The sequence below is a fragment of the Actinacidiphila sp. bgisy145 genome (assembly GCF_057708125.1).
In genome coordinates this window covers 72307-88698 of sequence record NZ_JBYIRL010000019.1, presented here as the reverse complement: position 1 = coordinate 88698, position 16392 = coordinate 72307, and the positions used below count along the sequence as shown (strand labels likewise).

Genomic DNA, 16392 nt, shown 5'->3' with positions numbered 1-16392 from the left:
GCATCGCTGTTCGGACCCTCTTGTACCGGCTCCACCCGGGAGGTTTTCTCACCCCCGGTCCCCGCACGTCAGCTGCTCGTGACCTGTACCCGACGAAGGGCCGCAATCGTCATGTCCGAGTTCGACGGAAATCTGTCCCGCCGCCTGCTGATCGGCGGCATGGCCGCCGCCTCGGCCGCCCCCGTGCTGGCCGCCTGCGGCTCCCCGAGCAGCGGCGGCAGCCCCGGCAAGACCGCCGCGGCCGGCACCCTGGCCACCAAGCCGTCCAAACCCGTCACGCTGAACATCCTGGACGTCGCGGGAAACCTGGCGCTCACCAAGCCGATCATCGACGCCTTCAAGGCCCAGCACCCCGAGGTCGTCTCGCACATCACCACCACCACCGGCACCGCCCCCGACCTCGCGCCGAAGGTGCAGGCCCAGCAGCAGGCCGGCAACGTGCAGATCCAGCTGGTGCTGACCGGGACCGACGGCCTGGCAGCCGGTATCCAGAAGGGCCTGTGGTACGACCTCAAGCCGTACTACGACCGCTTCTTCCCCGGACTGATGGCCGGGTACAACGGACCCGCCGCGTCCATGGCGACCCTCGCCCAGGACCAGGGCATCGAGCTGGTCACCACACCGGGCGGCCCGCTGCTGGAGTACGACCCGGCCAAAGTGGCCTCCGTGCCCACCACCACGGACGCCCTGCTGGAGTGGGCCAAAGCGAACAAGGGCAAGTTCCAGTACGCGCAGCCGCGCAACTCCGGCCCCGGCCGCACCCTCCTGATGGGCCTGCCGTACCTGCTGGGCGACTCCGACCCCAGCGACCCCACCAACGGCTGGTCCAGGACCTGGGCGTACCTGACGGAGCTGAACAAGTACACCGCCCCCTACCCGCCCAAGACCTCCACGGTCATGACCAACCTGGCCCAGGGCACGGTGCACGTCATCGCCAGCACCATGGGCTGGTACATCAACCCCCGGGCCCTGGGCACGGTGCCGGCCGGCATCAAGGCGGCCAGGTTCGACAACCTCACCTGGGTCACCGACGCCCAGTACGGCGTCATCCCCAAGGGCGTCTCCGACGACGAGCTGATCGCCACGATGCGGCTGCTGGCCTTCGCCCTCACCCCGGACCAGCAGGCCGTCACCTATGACCAGGGCTACTTCTACCCGGGCCCCGCGGTCAGGAACGTGGCCCTCAGCCAGGCCCCGGCCGCCTCGCGGACGACCCTCCAGAAATACGGCGACACCGAGTTCGACGGCTGGATCTCGAAGTTCCCGGCCAAGAACTCGCTGCCCGCCACCGCCCAGGTCACCGCGTTCGACCTGTGGGACAAGAAGATCGGCTCGACCAAGTGAGCACGGTGACCCCTGACATGAGCCCACGGAAGGCCCCTCCGCCGGCCGCGGAGGCGCGCAAGCGCTCCGGGTCCCAGCTCGACGAGTTGCGGCTGCGCGGGGTCAGCCGTGCCTACGGCGGGCACCTCGCCCTGCATCCGCTCGACCTGACCGTCCGCGGCGGCGAGTTCGTCGCCCTCCTCGGTCCCTCCGGATGCGGCAAGACCACGGCGCTGAACTGTCTGGCCGGACTCCTCCCGCTGACCGGCGGCGAGATCGTGCTGGACGGGAAGCGGGTGGACACCCTGCCGCCGGAGAAGCGCGGATTCGGCATGGTGTTCCAGAACTACGCCCTCTTCCCCCACCTGACCGTACGCGCCAACGTCGCCTTCGGGCTGAAGATGCGCGGGGTCGGCAAGCAGGAGACGCAGGCGCGGGTGGCGGAGGTGCTGCGCCTGGTCCGGTTGACCGACCACGCCCACAAGCACCCGGGCCAGCTCTCCGGCGGACAGCAGCAGCGGGTCGCGATCGCCCGCGCGATCGTGATGGAGCCGCCGCTGGTGCTGATGGACGAGCCGCTGTCCAACCTGGACGCGGCCCTGCGGCTCCAGATGCGCAGCGAGATCCGGCGTATCCACCAGGAGTTCGGGCTCACCACCCTGTACGTCACCCACGACCAGGAGGAGGCGCTGTCGCTGGCCGACCGCCTGGTGGTGCTGCGCGAAGGCCGGGTCAGCCAGATCGGCACCCCCGCCGAGCTGTACGAGCACCCCGCCGACCCGCACGTCGCCGCGTTCATGGGCTACCGCAACCTGCTGCCGCTGCGCGTCGCTTCGGCCGATGCCGCCGGCGCCGTCGCCGAGGGGCGGGGGCTGCGGCTGCGCGGCACCCCGGCCGGCGCGCGGCCGCCGGAGGCGGGGCAGGACGTCGTCGTCGCGGTCCGCCCCGAGGATCTGCGGCTCGCGGTGGCGGGCGAGCGGCCGCTGAGCGAGGCGGTCGCCGAGATCGTCGAGTACCACGGCCGGGTGCTGCACGTGGAGGCCGTCACGCCGGACGGCGACCGGCTGTACTTCACCGCCCACGAGCAGGTCCGGCCGGGAGAACCGGTGTCCCTCGCCGTCGACCCGGAGCGCGCGCTGATCTTCCCCGCGCAGGACGGTCCGGCCGCGGAGAACGGTGCGCCGGCGGACCGAGACGGCGAGGCCCGCGCGGCGGCGGGCACGGCGGACGGAGCCGCCGGCCGGCCGGGTAGGCACGGTGGGGAGCCCGACGGGCAACCCGGGGCGGAGGGCGCGTCATGACCGCCCCGTTCCCCGAGGTGACCGCCCCCGCCCCGGGCCCGCCCGGCCCGGCGGCCAGAGCCGCCCTGCGCCACCGCCTCGCCGAGCGGGGCGTGGACCGGATGCTGCTCCTGGTGCTGCCCGGCGCGCTCGCCGTCGTCGCGCTGTTCTGCTACCCGTTCCTGTACGGGCTCCAGTTGTCGTTCCAGTCCTCGCACGGCGGGCCGCTGGGCGCGTACCGGCACTTCTTCGCGGACCCCTTCGCCCGCAAGTCCATCTGGGCGACCTTCTCGCTGGCGATCCCGGCCGCCCTGATCAACGTCGGTGCGTCGGTGCCCATCGCGTACCGGATGCGCCGCGACTTCCGCGGCAAACGGCTGCTGCTGGCCTTGCTGGTCGTGCCGATCACGCTGGGCACGGTGCTCACGGCGGAGGGCATCCTGGAGTTCTACGGTCCCTCCGGGTGGTTCAACCGCACCCTGCACCTGCTGGGGCTGGCGGACTCGCCGGTCCGTCTGACCATGAACTACACGGGGGTGCTGCTGTCCCTGATCATCAGCGGCTTCCCCTTCGCCTACCTGCTCACCCACTCCTACCTCTCCGGCATCCACCCGAGCCTGGAGAAGGCCGCGTCCACCCTGGGCGCCGGCTGGTGGCAGCGCTTCCGCCATATCACCTTCCCGCTGCTGCTGCCCGGCCTGATGACCACCTTCTGCCTGACGTTCGTGATGGCCTTCGCCGTCTTCCCCTCCGCGATGATGGTCGGCGACCCCGACGGCAAGACCCACGTGATCTCCATCGAAGCGTACGAAGCCGCCCTGCAGCGCTTCGACTACGCGCAGGGCTGCGCCGACGCGATGATCATGACGGTGCTGATGTTCGCCGTCCTGGGCGCGGTCACCGTCGCGCGCTCCCGTCTGTACACCGGAACCACCGGAGGCAAGGGATGACCGCCGTACCCAGTTCCCCGCCCGCGTCCACCCCGGCGCCACCGGCACCCGGCCGGCGCCGGATCGTGCTGCGGCCGGGCACCTGGCTGACCTGGGCGGTCCTGGCGTTCTTCTTCGTCAACCTGCTCGGCGTGATCGTCACGGTGCTGCTGAACTCCTTCGGCCGGGCCTGGTTCGACCACTGGCTGCCCAACGGCTGGACCGGCCACTGGTACAGCGACGCCTGGAAGGAGTTCAGCCTCGGCCAGGTGCTCGGCACCACGCTCGAGGTGACCCTCGCGGTGGTGGTGGTCTCGCTCGTGCTCGGGGTGCCCGCCGCGTACGCGCTGGCCCGCCGGTCCTTCCCCGGGAAGAGGCTGCTCACCACCCTGTTCGTGCTGCCCATCCTGGTCCCGCCGATCGCCTACGGCATCCCGCTGGCCACCGTGCTGTACAAGTTCCAGCTGGCCGGCTCCGTGACCGGCGTGGTGCTGGCGAACCTGGTGCCGTCCATCCCCTTCGTGGTCTTCACGATGACGCCGTTCATCGAGCAGATCGACCCGAAGATCGAGCACGCGGCACGGATGTGCGGCGCCTCCACCTGGACCGTGCTGACCCGGATCGTGTCGCCGCTGCTGCTGCCCGGCATGCTCGCGGCCGGCGTCCTGGTACTGGTGCGCACCTTCGGCATGTTCGAGTTGACCTTCCTCACCTCGGGGCCGACCAGCCAGACCCTGATCGTGGCGCTGTTCTCCGCCGTGAACTCCGCCGGCATCCGGGCCACCCAGTCGGTGGACGCCATGGCCGTCCTCTACACCGGCTCGATGGCGGTCCTGCTGCTGATCGCGCTGCGCTTCGTCAACCCCACCCAACTCGTCGCCCGCTCCCACGACTGACCGGCCCCGCCACCATGAACCCCGCTCACCCACGGGCAAACCTGCGTCCAGACCGCCGGAAAGCCGCTCGAACTCGGCCCAGGACGGGGCGGGGGGCGGGCGGCTTCTCCAGCAGGACGTGCGCCCCGCAGGCCCCCGCGGTCAGTGCCAGGGGAGTGTGGGTGTGGATCGGCGTGCAGACGATCACGACCCGGGTCCCGGTCCGCTCGACCAGCGCTCCCAGGTCGCGGTCGTACTGCGGGGTGCCCAGTCCGGCGGTCACGGCGACCTGCGGGGGCGCCACATCGCAGACGCCGACCAGCTGGTGCGGCCGCGGTCCTGCGGGGCGCCCTGGGGCGTCCGGGGCTCGCCGGGCGGGGGAGACGGCAGCCCGGCCCGGCTCCTGGCAGTCGGGGGTGTCTGCGGAGCCGGGCCGGGGGTTTCGGGGCGGGGGCAGGCCGTCAGGTGCCGGGGGACGGGGCCGGGCCGCGGTGGTCGACGGCGGGCCCGCTCTCGACGCGCGGCGCGGTGCCGCCTTCCTGGGCGCGGCGCGGGTCGGCGTCGATCATGACGGTGCACACCACGGCGCCGACGACGAGGACGCCGCTGACCCACCACGCGGCGGACGCGCTGCCGTGCACGACGGACTTCAGGATCAGGTCGGCCTGGGCGCCCTGGTGGCGGTGGCCGGTGAAGTAGGCGGCGGCGGCGTCGGCGGCCAGGGTGTTGCTCAGCGCGAGCCCGATGGCGCCGCCGACCTGGCGGGCCGTGGTCTGGAAGGCGGAGACCGCGCCCGAGTCGCGTTCGGCGACCCCGGCCAGCGAGGCGTGGGTGGTGGGGGAGTAGCTCAGCCCCATGCCGACGCCCAGCAGCAGCCAGGCGGGCAGCACCCCGAACAGGTAGGAGCTGTGCTCGGACAGGGTGGTGAACATCCACACCCCGGCCGCGGTGAAGGCGAGGCCGGGGCCGACCAGCCAGCGCGTCGGGACGCGTCCCATCACGCGGGCGACGACCTGGGTGGCGACCACCATGACGGCACCGACCATCGGCAGGAACGCCAGCCCCGCCTTCAGCGGCTTGTAGTGCATGACGGTCTGGAGGTGGTAAGTGGCGAACAGGGAGATGCCCATCATGCCGAAGTTGAGCAGCGCGGCTCCCAGGAAGGAGCCGGCGCGGGTGCGTTCGGTGACGACGCGCAGCGGCAGCAGCGGCTGCCGGATGCGGGTCTGGGAGAACAGGAACGCGCAGATCAGCACGGCGGAGACGGCGAGCAGGCCGATCACCAGTGCGGAGTCCCAGCCGCGCTCGGGCGCCTCGGACAGCCCGTAGACCAGGGCGACCGGGCCGAGGCAGCCGAGGACCGCGCCGGTCGGGTCGAGGCTGATGTCCCGGTGGCCGCGGTCGCGCGGCAGGGTGGCGACGCCCAGCGCGGTGACGGCGACGGCGAGCGGCACGTTCACGTACAGGCACCAGCGCCAGCCGGCGTACTCGGTGAGCACGCCGCCGACGATCAGCCCGATCGCGGCCCCGCTGCCGACGATCCCGCTGAACAGGCCGAACGCCTTGGCGCGTTCCCTGGTGTCGGTGAAGGTGGTGGTCAGCAGGGACACCGTGGCCGGGGAGAGGATCGCGGCGAAGACGCCCTGGAGGGCGCGGGCGGCGATCAGCGTGCCGGTGTCCGGCGCGGCGCCGCCGATCGCGGAGACGACGGCGAAGCCGACCAGGCCCACCAGGAAGGTCCGGCCGCGGCCGAAGCGGTCCGCGAGCCGGCCGCCGACCAGCAGCAGCCCGCCGAAGGCCAGGGCGTAGGCGGTCACCATCCACTGCCGGTTGGTGTCGGACATGTGCAGGGACTGCTGGGCGGAGGGCAGGGCGATCTGCACGATGGTGCCGTCGAGCATCACCATCAGCTGGGCGGTGGCGATGACCGCGAGGACGTACCAGCGGTTGCGGTGGGCGCGGTCGGCGGCCGGGGCGCTCCCGGCACCCCCGGCGCCCTTGGTCAGGGAGGGGCCGGCACTCATGCGGGGGACCCCTTCTCGTGGCCGGGGGCGACCCGCAGCTTGGCGAGCAGGCGGGCGAACTCGGCGCGCTCGTCCGCGGTGAGGCCGTTGACCAGTTCGTCGGCGAGGGCCTGCTTGCCCCACTCGATCTCCTGCATCAGCGCGTTGCCCTTGCCGGTGAGGCTGACCAGGATGGCGCGCCGGTCGTCGGGGTCGGGGGTCCGCTGGACCAGCCCGCGGCGCTCCAGGCCGTCGACGAGCGCGGTGACGGTGCGCGGGGCCACCTCGAAGCGCTGGGCGAGCGTGCTCATGCGCTGCGGGGCGCCCAGTTCGTAGACGTCGGTGAGCAGGCTCGCCTGGGAGAAGGGCACCTGGTGGCTGGCGAAGACGGCTCCGGCGTGCCGCAGCAGCGGTGACACGGCCTCGGTGAGGGCCGAGACGAGCCCGGCGGCCGCGGGATCTTGGGGCACGGACACTCCCTGGTGAGTCGGTGCACATCTTGAGTGTGTGCTCACTATGTCATGATGCTCACTGAACGGTCAAGGAAGCATTTCCGGTGGGCGTCCGGGGAATTCCCGCATATACATTCCAAAAGGTCCTCCCTTTTATGGCCGTCCGTGGGGCGGAAGGGGCGGGTGTGACAAGCTCCGGTGTTCGGTGATCACGCTGCGCGACGGGCTGGCGAAGCCGACAAGAGGCGCATCCCCGCCGAATTCGCAGGCTGGAATGTTTTGCTTGCACTTTGCATTAGCGTGTGGTTCAATCGCCTGGTTGGGAGCCATTGTGTGGAGGATTTGCGAATCTTTTCGATCGCGCCTCGCCGCGGGCGGTGCCGGTGACCCCGGAATCCGCGCCCATGTGGTGGCCATCACGTTTGATGCCGAGACAACAACGGGGGTTGTGTCAATTGGCTTCGCTGGCCGAGCGAAAGAACGAACTCGCCGCACTGTGCAGAATGGTGGCGGCAGGGAAGAACGGGAGCGGGGGAATCGCTTTCGTCAGCGGTGTGGCGGGCAGCGGGAAGACCGCTTTACAGGTGGAGGCGGCCCGCTGGGCGGCCGGGCAGGGCGTCGCCACCGTCACCGTCTCCTGCTCCCCGCTGGAGCGGAATGTGCCGCTGACCGTCATACGCCAGGTCTTCGACGCGCTTCCGATGGGTACGGAACGCGCCGGGCGGCTGGGCGAGCTACTGGCCGAAGGGGCGCGGGCCGACGCCGACGGGGCCGCCAAGGACCTCACGCCGGATCACGCGAGAGTCGCCGAGGGGCTGTGGGAGCATCTGCTCGCCTTCTCCGAGCGCACACCCGTCGTACTTCTCCTGGATGACGCACAGAATTCCGACGTCATTTCCCTGCTGTATCTTCTCTATTTCGCCCGCCGAATGCGCTCGGCGCGCGTCTCCATGGTGCTGGCGGAAACCGACGGACTGCCGCCGCGTTTTCCGCTCCTGCGGGCGGAGATCATGCGGCTGCCGGGGCTGAACCATATCCGCACCGGGCTGCTCAGTCCGGTCGGGGTCGCGGAACTGCTCGCCGACCGGATCGGCGCCGAGAAGGCCGTTCTTATGGGTACCGGATATTACGACATCAGTGGGGGAAGTCCCCTGCTGCTGCACGCATTGCTGGGTGATCTGGACGATTCCGCACCACCGGCCCGCGGCCACCGCGAACCGGTGGTCGGGGAGCACTTCGCCCAGGCCGTCGCCGCGTGCCTGGGCCGCTCCGGGCCGATGACGCGAGAGGCCGCCCAGTGGGTGGCGCTGCTCGGTGACAGTACCGGCAAGGAACTGCTGGCCGAGTGCCTCGGCACCAGCCGGGACACCGCCCACCGGCTGCTGCGGATGCTCGACTCCGTCGGCCTGACCGGTGGCGGGCGCTTCCGCCACCCCGCCGCCGCGGCCGCCGTCATGGACCGCATCGCCGAACCGGAGCGCGCCGGGATGCAATTGCGGGTCGCCCGCATGCTGTACGACGCCGGCGCCCCCGCCACCGAGGTCGCCAGCCGCCTCCTCGGCTCCGCACGGGAGACCGAACCGGGCACCGAGCGCGCACAGTGGGAGGTCTCGGTGCTGCGGGAGGCGGCCGACCGGGCCCTGACCGACAACCGCGTCGAGGAGGCCATCGCCTGGCTGCGCCAGGCCCACCGGCTGTGCGCCGACCGCTCCGAGCGCGGCGCCATCCTCTTCCGGCTCGCCCGCATCCAGTGGCGGCACAGCCCGATGGCGGCCCTGCGCTGCCTGGACCAGATGACCAAGCCGTTCGTGCAGGAGCGCTACGGCACCCCGTACACGCTGCTGCTCGTCCGCTACCTGCTGCGCAGCGGCCGGCACCAGGAGGCGCAGGAGATCCTGCACCGGCTGCACCGCGACGCCGACTCGCTGCCCGAGGAGGTGTGCGCCGAACTGCGGCTGCTGGAGATGTGGCTGGCGGTCACCTTCCCCTCGGTGGCCGAGCGCTTCCCCTACGACCAGAGCCTGGTGGTGCGCCGCAGCGGCCCGGTCACCGGGCGCGACGAACTCCAGTGGCAGGCAACCCGGTTGCTCGTCGGAGTGCTGGGCGGCGGTGCGGACAGCGGGTTCATCAGCGAGGTCGAACAGGCCCTGCGGCTCTACCACGTGGCCGAGGCCACCGTGGAGCCGCTGGCGATGGGGCTGTCCGCGATGATCTTCGCGGACCGGCTGGACAGCGCCGGCTCCTGGTGCACCACCTTGATGGCGGAGGCCGAGAGCGTCGACGCCCCCGCCTGGCGGGCCACCCTGGCGGCGCTGCGCGCCGAGATCGCCGTGCGCCAGGGCGACCTGGGCCACGCGGTGCGGCTGGCCGCGCGGGCCCTGAAGGACGTCGACGCCGAAGGGTGGGGCGTGGAGATCGGCAGCCCGCTGTCCACACTGGTGCTCGCCCACGTGGCGATGGGCCGCACCGAGGAGGCGGGCGCCTGGCTCCAGCTCCCGGCCGCCGCCGGGCGCCACCACGGCAGCCGGTTCGCCCTCCAGTACCGCTACGCCCGCGCCCACCACCACCTCGCCGCCGACCGCCCGCACGCCGCCCTGCGCGACTTCGTCGACTGCGGCGCGCTGATGCGGCGCTGGAGCCTGGACGCGCCGGGACTGGCCCTGTGGCGGGTCGGCGCGGCCGAGGCGCTGCTGCGGCTGGGCGACCACACCCGGGCGAAGGCGCTGATGGACGAGCAGTGGGCGCTGCTGGCGGGCAACCGCACCGGCCGCAGCGCCGGGATCGCGCTGCGGCTGTGCGCCGCGGTCGCGCGGCCGGAGCAGCGGCCGACGCTGCTGCGCCAGTCCGCGGAGATCCTCCAGGGCTGCGGCGACCGCTACGAGCTGGCCCGGACCATGGCCGACCTCGCCGACGCCCACGAGGCGGTCGGGGAGAGCGCGCGGGCCCGGCACGCCTCGCGCAAGGCGCTGCGGCTCGCGCAGGCGTGCGGCGCCGCCGGCATCGTCAGCCGGCTGCGCCCCGCGCAGACCGCGGAGCCGGCCGCCGCCGACGAGGTCCGGGCGCCGCGGTCCGCGGCGAGCCCGGCCACCGTGCCGGCCGACCCGATCAACGAGCTGAGCCGGGCGGAGAGCAAGGTGGCCGCGCTGGCCTCGATGGGCTACTCCAACCGGGAGATCGGCGACCGCCTGCACGTCACCATCAGCACGGTGGAGCAGCATCTGACGCGGGTCTACCGGAAGTTGAACGTCAACAGCCGCGAGGACCTGCCGACCGCCGGGCTCCAGCCGATGGTGCCCTGCTGAGCACAGCGGCCGGCCCGGCGCCGCGGGGCGGGGGAGCCCCGACCGGGCTCCCCCGCAAAGCACCGCTCGTACGGTCCGGCGCCGCGGCCGGCCGGCGGCAGGTCGCGGGCGCCGGTCAGCGCACGCCATGGCGCTCCAGGACGTCGGCGGCGCGGGTGGTGCCGCCCGCCTGCCGGATGTGCTCGCGCATCGCGGCCAGGCTCGCGCGCACCTGCGGGTCGTCCGCCACCGAACCGACGGCGTCCAGCAGCACGTCGCCGGTCAGGTCGTCGCCGCCGGGCACCTCGGTGCCCAGGCCCAGCGACACCGCCTGACGGGCCACCAGCTGCTGTTCGCGGGCCTGCGCGGCCAGCACCAGCGGTGTGCCGCAGACCAGCGCCTCCATCACGCTGCCCATGCCCGCCTGGCAGACGAACGCCCGCGCGTGCGGCAGCACCGCCAGGTGCGGCATCCAGCGGTGCACCTCCACCTGCGGGGGCAGCGGGCCGAGTTCGGCCGGGTCGACGCCCGCGCGCCCGACGGTCAGCACCACGTGCCAGGGGCTGTCCGCGAACGCCTTCACGCAGGTGCGGAAGAACTCCGGGCGGTTGCCGTAGGAGGTGCCGAGCGAGACCAGCACCACCGGCCGGCCGTCCGCCGGCGGCTGCCACCCCGAGGGCGCGGCCGTGTCCAGGCACGGCCCGACGAACACGTGCCGGTCGTCGAACGACTCGCCGCCGGGCTGGAAGGCGCGCGGGAAGAACGCCATGCGCAGGCCGCGGAAGCCGGTGACGAAGTCGAGCGGGGAGACGTCGGCGGCACCGTACGCGGCCAGCAGCGCGGTCAGTTCCTCGCGGAAGCGCCGCACGGCCGGGCGCTGCCCGGCGCCCTCCTCGGCGCCGCCCTCGACGCCGCCCTGGAGCATGGCCGCCAGGGAGAAGCCCGGGTTGCTGGTGCGCTGCGGCAGGAAGACCGGGGACACCTCCACCGCGGGTGCCTGCCACAGCCGCGCCAGCAGCCGGCCGGCGGGGTTCATCGTCGTGTCGTAGACCACCACATCGGGCCGCTCGTCGGCGAAGTGGCCGGTGAGCACCGGCAGCAGCGCCGCGGACTCGGTGACCGCCGCGGTCATCGCCAGCGGCAGCCAGTCCGGCGAGTCGCCCGGCGCGGCGGCCGCGAAGTCCGGGACACCCGGCTCGTACAGCAGCGTCCGCGCACCCGTGGCGGCGGCCTCGGCGGCGAACCGCTCAGTCGTGGCGTACGTCACCTGGTGGCCGCGGCGCACCAGTTCGGCGGCGACGGGCAGCGTGGGGCGGATGTGCCCGTGGGCGGGGACGGTGAAGAAGAGGTAGCTGCGCGGGTGCGTCAAGGGGACTCCTCGGAATTCGGGGGCCGGCGCGGCCGCTCGCGTGCCTGCCGTGGCCGGCGCGCGTGCCGGCCCGCCGCATTCCGGTCCACCGGTCCGTCGTGGAATCCGGGTCCGGTCCGATGAAAGGCGGAACACCAGAGAACGCCGGGAACTCCCGGGAGAATCGGGGCAGAATGCGGGCGGAGGCAATGCGGGCGAACGGAATACGGCGGACGGAATGCGGGGCGGCGAGGCCGGCGGCCCGGTCGCCGGGCCGCGCAGGGCGTTCCGCCCGCTTGCCCGGACGATAGCGGTGCCACTGTAATGGGCGCCGCGAGCGGCGGTCCATCCCCTTATCCGCGGCGCGGGGGCCGCCGGGGTAGGGGGTCCTAAGGGTTCAGCTCGGGTGGGGGTGGCTCCGTAGGTTCAGTACGGGGCGGGTCGCGAGGGGCGCGTTCCGGCCTGCTGGCTGCGGCGACGCGGTACGGGACCCACCGGTCCCGGCGCGCGGGCCGCGGTCGCGGCCGACCGCCCCACCGGCGCACCGGCCGGACGAACCCGGAGAAGGGATGGCAGGGGTGGAAGTCAGTCTCATGGGCCTGGCGGGAATGGGCTGGATAGCGAAGTCGCTGACCGCCGCCGCGGAACTCGATCTCGCCGAACACCTCGAGGGCAGGCCGATGACGGCCGAGGAACTCGCCAAGTCGACCGACACCCACCCGGAGACACTGGACGCGCTGCTGCGGATTCTCTCCGCGCTCGGCGTCTTCCAGCGCGAGGAATCCGGGGTGTACCGCAATTCCGCGCTGTCCGCACAACTCCGCGACGCGCACCCGCAGTCCATGCGGCACTACGTGATGCTGTCGGGCGGCCTGTACGCCGACACCTTCACCGCCCTGCCGCACACCCTGCACACGGGCGAGTCCGCGTTCCGGCACCTGCACGGCACCCGCATCTACGAGTACCTCGAGGCGCACCCCGCCGACGCCGACCTGTACGACCGGGCGATGGCGGACCTGGCCCGCCCGGTCGCCGCGACGCTCGCCGATGCCTACGACTTCACCGACGTGCGCAGCGTGCTCGACGTCGGCGGCAACACCGGGGAACTCCTCAAGGGCCTGCTCACCGCCCACCCGCACCTGACCGGCGTCTGCCTGGACCGCCCCGACGTGTGCACCCGGGCCGCCGCCGAACTGGCCGCCGCCGACCCCGGACTCGCAGCCCGGCTCACCTACCACCCCGGCGACTTCCGCACCGAGGTCCGCGCCGGCGCCGACCTCTACACCGTCAAGAACGTGCTCCACAACTGGAACCACGACAACAGCGTGGTCATCCTCGGCCGCATCCGCGAGGCCATGGAGCGCACCGCCGCCGACCGGCCGGGCGGCGTACGGCCCCGGCTGCTGGTCATCGAGCCGCTGATCGAGTCCGGCCTGGACTGGATGCGCGTGCTGTTCCAGATGGTCGTCTGCGAGGACGGCACCCGCGGCCGCACCGACGAGGTGCAGCGCGCCCAGATCACCGAGGCCGGCCTCGACGTGCTGGACACGCTGCGGCTGTCGACCGGGCACACGGTCCACATCTGCGCCGCCGACCGCTGAACCGGCCCGCCGAGCCGACCGCCGAGCCGCTCGCCGAGCAGCCCTGACCAGTAGACCGCTAAGGAGCCCCTGCCGTGACTGTGCCGCAGTCCCTGCTGACCAGCGCGCCGCCCGCCTGGAAGGTCCTCAACGACGGCGGCGACGAACCCCTCGTGCTGGCCGTGGACTTCGCCGTCTCCGGCCGCCCGGAGTCCACGTTCAAGGAACTGGCCTGCCTGCTCGACCCCTGCACCCCGCTGTGGGAGACCCGGCAGCCCGAGCCGGCGCAGGCCCGCACCTTCGGCGGCGAGGACTTCGCGGCGTACTGGGCGGAGGCGGTGCGCGGCACCGGCCGCCCGGTGCGCGCGGTGCTCGGGTACTGCGTCGGCGCGCTGTACGCCGGGCGCCTGGCGCAGCTGCTGGCCGCCGAGCAGGACGCGGCACCGGCCGTGGTCCTGTTCGACCCCGAGCCGCCGAGCCCGGCGGGGATGACCGCCGACTTCCGCGCCGCGGTGGCCCGGCTGTCGTCGGTGCTGAGCCCGGAGGAGTCGGCGCTCGCCGCGCAGGCCGCCGAGGAGGCCGCCCGCGACAGCGGCAGCATCGCCGCGCTCGGCACCACGCTCACCGGGATCTTCTCCGACATCGCCGGGGCCGCCTTCACCCGGGCCGGGCTGGACGCCGAACTCGCCGACGAACTCAGCACCGCCTACCAGGCGTTCGTCTCCTACATCGCGGCCGCCGGGGACTTCGACCCGGTCACGTCCTGGGCCGGCGCCACCGCGCTGACCACCTCCCGCACCGACCCGCACGCCCGCCACGCCGGGCAGCGCCGCTTCGTCGAGGCCGACCACGACGACATCCTGCGCAGCCAGGCCACCGCTGACCTGCTCACCGACCTGCTCGGCTGACCCCGCGGCGCGCGGCCGCGACAACGCCGGCCCCCGGCCGGCCGCGCCGGCACCGACCGCCGGCACCGACCGCCGGTCACCCCCCCACCGACCACCGGACACCGGACGACCGACCGACCACCGGGCCACTTGGCACCAGCGAAAGGGTGAACCACCGTGCAGCCAGCAGAGAAGGCGAGACCCGCCGACGGCGCCGCGGCGGCGCTGCTCGCCGCACTGACCCGCAAACGGCGGCTGGACGCGGCCACGCCCAAGGAGAGCGCCCTGTGGCTGCTCGACCGGCTGCTGCCCGACGCCGGTGTCAACAACGTGCCGCTCGCCGTCCGGGTGGAGGGCCGGCTGGACCCGGCGGCGCTGCACTCCGCCGTCGAGGCCGTGGTCCGCCGCCACGAAGTGCTGCGCACCGCCTACCTCGACCGGCAGGCGGGCCTGGTCCGCGAGGTGCTCGACCCCGACACCCCCGCACCGCGCCCCGAGGTGCACACCATCGGCGACGACGGGCTGGACAAGGCGCTGCGCGCGTTCGCCGCGGACCCGATCGCCTGCGACGGCCGGCTCATGCTGCGCGTGGCGGTCTTCCGCGGCCCCGCGGCCGACACCCTCGCCGTGGTCGTCCACCACCTCGTCTTCGACGCGCTGTCCGTACCGGTCCTGGTCGCCGAACTGGCCGCCGCCTACGACGCGTTCGCCGCCGGCCGGCCGCTGCCTGACGAGCTGCGCGCCGCCGTACCCGCGCTGCGCGCCGCCGAGCCGACGCCGGACAGCCTCGCGTACTGGCGCACCGCGCTGGACGGCTTCGACCCGGCCGGCCTCGACCTGGACTGCGCGGCCCCGGCCCCCGCCCGGCCGGATCTGGCGGGCGACACGGTGCTCCAGGTCCTGGACGACGAGACCCGGGACCTGGTGCGCGGCCTCCAGCGCACCCTGCGCGCGCCCGAGGCCGTGGTGCTGCTGGCCGCGTTCGGTGTGCTGCTGGCCGCGCACGGGGCCGGGCCGGACCTGGTCGTCGGTTCGCCGGTCAACATCCGGCCGCCCGAGGCGCAGGCCGCGATCGGCTACCACGTCAACACCGTGCCGCTGCGGCTGGCCGTCACCCCGGACCGCGGCTTCCGCGACCTGGTGAAGGACGCGCGCACCGCCTTCTTCGGCGCGCTCGCCCACAGTGACGTGCCCGTCGACGCCCTCGCCCACGAGACCCGGCGCGAGACCACATCCTGGCGTGACACGCTCTTCCAGCACATGTTCAACTACGTGCCGGCGGCGCCCGAGGCGGACCTCACCCTCGGCGGGCTGCCGGCCAGGCCGCTGCATGTCGAGACCGGCTACAGCAAGTTCGACGTGGAGCTGTTCGTGCAGTCCGCCGCCGACCGGATCGGCCTGCGCCTGCTGTACTGCACGGATGTGCTCGACCGGGCCGACGCGGAGGCCCTGGCCCGGCGGTACGCGGCCCTGCTGCACACCGTCGCGGCCGAACCGGACCGGCCGGTGGGCGAGTTGGACGTGTGGAGCGCCGCCGACCGCGCGCTGCCCGGCGCCGGCACCGTCCGTTCGGCGGCCACCGCCGCGGTGGAGGCCGACCGCGACCTCGACGCCTTCCGGGTCCTGGCCGGCGGCCCGGCCCTGGGCCTGCCGGACGCGGCTGCCTGGGCGGCCGCGAACGGCGGCTACCCGTACGTCGTGCACCCGCTGGACGCCCGGCACACCGCCGTGGCCGGCCCCGGCGGCAACCGGCTGCCGGCCGGGGTGCGCGGCGAGGTGTGCCTCGTCCGGGCCGACGGCGCCACCCATGTGCCCACCGGCTGGATCGGCCGGCTGCGGCACGACGGCGCCTTGGAGCTGTACGGCCGCGCGGACCGCGTCTGCCGCCCGTACGGCCGCGTCCTGCACCCGGAGCGGGTGGAGGCCGCCCTGCGCGCGCACCCGGAGGTCACCGCCGCCGCGGTGGTCTCCGCGGGCGGGGAGACGATCGCGTTCGTCACCGCCCCCGACCGGCCGGGCCTGGCGGACTCCGTGGCCGCGCACGCCGCCCGGCTGCTGCCGCGCGCCGCACTCCCGGCACGGGTGGTGCGCACCGACGTGCTGCGGCTGCGCCCGGACGGCACACCGGAGGCCGAGGAACTCCTGGCGCTGGCCGCGCGGCAACCGGCGGACGGCCAGGACGACAGCGACGGGCTCGTGGGCGAACTGCGCGGACTGTGGTGCGAGCTGCTCGGTGTGGAGACGGCCGCGGCGGACGCCAACTTCTTCGCGCTGGGCGGGCACTCGCTGCTCGGCGCCCACCTGGTGCGGCGCGTCGAGGAAGTGACCGGGACCCGGCTGAAGCTGGCCGACCTCTTCGACAGCCCCACCCCCGGCAGCCTCGCCCGGCACCTGCGGGCGCTGCGCGACGACGCCTGAGCGCCGCCACCTCACA

The 16392-nt window shown here is 73.5% G+C and carries 12 protein-coding genes; 8 read left to right on the top strand and 4 right to left on the bottom strand.

The genetic code is table 11. The features are described from left to right. Positions 1–111: 111 nt before the first annotated feature. From AC3ERT_RS18740 to AC3ERT_RS18725, 4 genes are read left to right on the top strand one after another with little or no spacing between them, the layout of a single operon-like run. On the top strand, positions 112–1344 hold the full coding sequence (locus AC3ERT_RS18740; RefSeq protein ID WP_435175484.1) for an extracellular solute-binding protein: 1233 nt from the start codon (positions 112–114) through the stop codon (positions 1342–1344). Positions 1345–1361: 17 nt separating this feature from the next. Beyond that, positions 1362–2624: an ABC transporter ATP-binding protein gene (locus AC3ERT_RS18735; protein ID WP_435175482.1), complete on the top strand. Its 1263-nt coding sequence runs from the start codon at positions 1362–1364 to the stop codon at positions 2622–2624. Next, the gene (locus AC3ERT_RS18730; protein WP_435175480.1) at positions 2621–3553 is read left to right on the top strand and encodes an ABC transporter permease; all 933 of its coding nucleotides are present in this window, start codon (positions 2621–2623) and stop codon (positions 3551–3553) included. The genes AC3ERT_RS18735 and AC3ERT_RS18730 overlap by 4 nt, the downstream gene beginning before the upstream one ends. Beyond that, positions 3550–4428 carry an ABC transporter permease gene (locus tag AC3ERT_RS18725; protein WP_435175478.1) on the top strand — a complete coding sequence of 293 codons (879 nt, stop codon included), beginning with the start codon at positions 3550–3552 and terminating at the stop codon, positions 4426–4428. The genes AC3ERT_RS18730 and AC3ERT_RS18725 overlap by 4 nt, the downstream gene beginning before the upstream one ends. Positions 4429–4453: 25 nt before the next feature. Here AC3ERT_RS18725 and AC3ERT_RS18720 read toward each other — a convergent pair whose 3' ends face one another. The 3 genes from AC3ERT_RS18720 to AC3ERT_RS18710 all read right to left on the bottom strand — a co-directional run bounded on the left by AC3ERT_RS18720 (position 4454) and on the right by AC3ERT_RS18710 (position 6880). Continuing rightward, the gene (locus AC3ERT_RS18720) at positions 4454–4729 is read right to left on the bottom strand and encodes a Gfo/Idh/MocA family oxidoreductase (RefSeq protein WP_435175564.1); all 276 of its coding nucleotides are present in this window, start codon (positions 4727–4729) and stop codon (positions 4454–4456) included. 139 nt (positions 4730–4868) lie between these two features. Next, complete coding sequence (locus AC3ERT_RS18715) at positions 4869–6431, bottom strand: MFS transporter (protein ID WP_335980449.1); 1563 nt, start codon at positions 6429–6431, stop codon at positions 4869–4871. Continuing rightward, positions 6428–6880, bottom strand: a complete 453-nt coding sequence (locus tag AC3ERT_RS18710; RefSeq protein ID WP_335980447.1) for a MarR family winged helix-turn-helix transcriptional regulator — start codon at positions 6878–6880, stop codon at positions 6428–6430. Before AC3ERT_RS18710 ends, AC3ERT_RS18715 begins: the two co-directional genes overlap by 4 nt. A 386-nt stretch (positions 6881–7266) precedes the next feature. Between AC3ERT_RS18710 and AC3ERT_RS18705 the strand changes: the two genes are divergently transcribed. Continuing rightward, the gene (locus tag AC3ERT_RS18705) at positions 7267–10164 is read left to right on the top strand and encodes a helix-turn-helix transcriptional regulator (protein ID WP_435175562.1); all 2898 of its coding nucleotides are present in this window, start codon (positions 7267–7269) and stop codon (positions 10162–10164) included. Positions 10165–10279: 115 nt separating this feature from the next. Here the strand turns inward: AC3ERT_RS18705 and AC3ERT_RS18700 are convergent, their stop codons facing one another. Next, positions 10280–11512, bottom strand: coding sequence for a macrolide family glycosyltransferase (locus AC3ERT_RS18700; protein ID WP_435175475.1), 1233 nt, complete (start codon positions 11510–11512; stop codon positions 10280–10282). A 557-nt stretch (positions 11513–12069) separates the two neighbouring features. On the opposite strand from AC3ERT_RS18700, the gene AC3ERT_RS18695 reads away from it, so the two are divergent. From AC3ERT_RS18695 to AC3ERT_RS18685, 3 genes are all read left to right on the top strand, one after another. Beyond that, complete coding sequence (locus AC3ERT_RS18695; protein ID WP_435175473.1) at positions 12070–13092, top strand: methyltransferase; 1023 nt, start codon at positions 12070–12072, stop codon at positions 13090–13092. 74 nt (positions 13093–13166) lie between these two features. Next, positions 13167–13979: a hypothetical protein gene (locus tag AC3ERT_RS18690; protein ID WP_435135351.1), complete on the top strand. Its 813-nt coding sequence runs from the start codon at positions 13167–13169 to the stop codon at positions 13977–13979. 156 nt (positions 13980–14135) lie between these two features. Next, positions 14136–16376: a condensation domain-containing protein gene (locus AC3ERT_RS18685; RefSeq protein ID WP_435175471.1), complete on the top strand. Its 2241-nt coding sequence runs from the start codon at positions 14136–14138 to the stop codon at positions 16374–16376. Positions 16377–16392: the final 16 nt, after the last annotated feature.

Excerpts from the sequence above, each read along its gene's own strand:
- AC3ERT_RS18740 (WP_435175484.1), top strand. The coding sequence starts at position 112 with ATGTCCGAGTTCGACGGAAATCTGTCCCGCCGCCTGCTGATCGGCGGC.
- AC3ERT_RS18735 (WP_435175482.1), top strand. The coding sequence starts at position 1,362 with ATGAGCCCACGGAAGGCCCCTCCGCCGGCCGCGGAGGCGCGCAAGCGC.
- AC3ERT_RS18730 (WP_435175480.1), top strand. The coding sequence starts at position 2,621 with ATGACCGCCCCGTTCCCCGAGGTGACCGCCCCCGCCCCGGGCCCGCCC.
- AC3ERT_RS18725 (WP_435175478.1), top strand. The coding sequence starts at position 3,550 with ATGACCGCCGTACCCAGTTCCCCGCCCGCGTCCACCCCGGCGCCACCG.
- AC3ERT_RS18715 (WP_335980449.1), bottom strand. The coding sequence starts at position 6,431 with ATGAGTGCCGGCCCCTCCCTGACCAAGGGCGCCGGGGGTGCCGGGAGC.
- AC3ERT_RS18705 (WP_435175562.1), top strand. The coding sequence starts at position 7,267 with ATGTGGTGGCCATCACGTTTGATGCCGAGACAACAACGGGGGTTGTGT.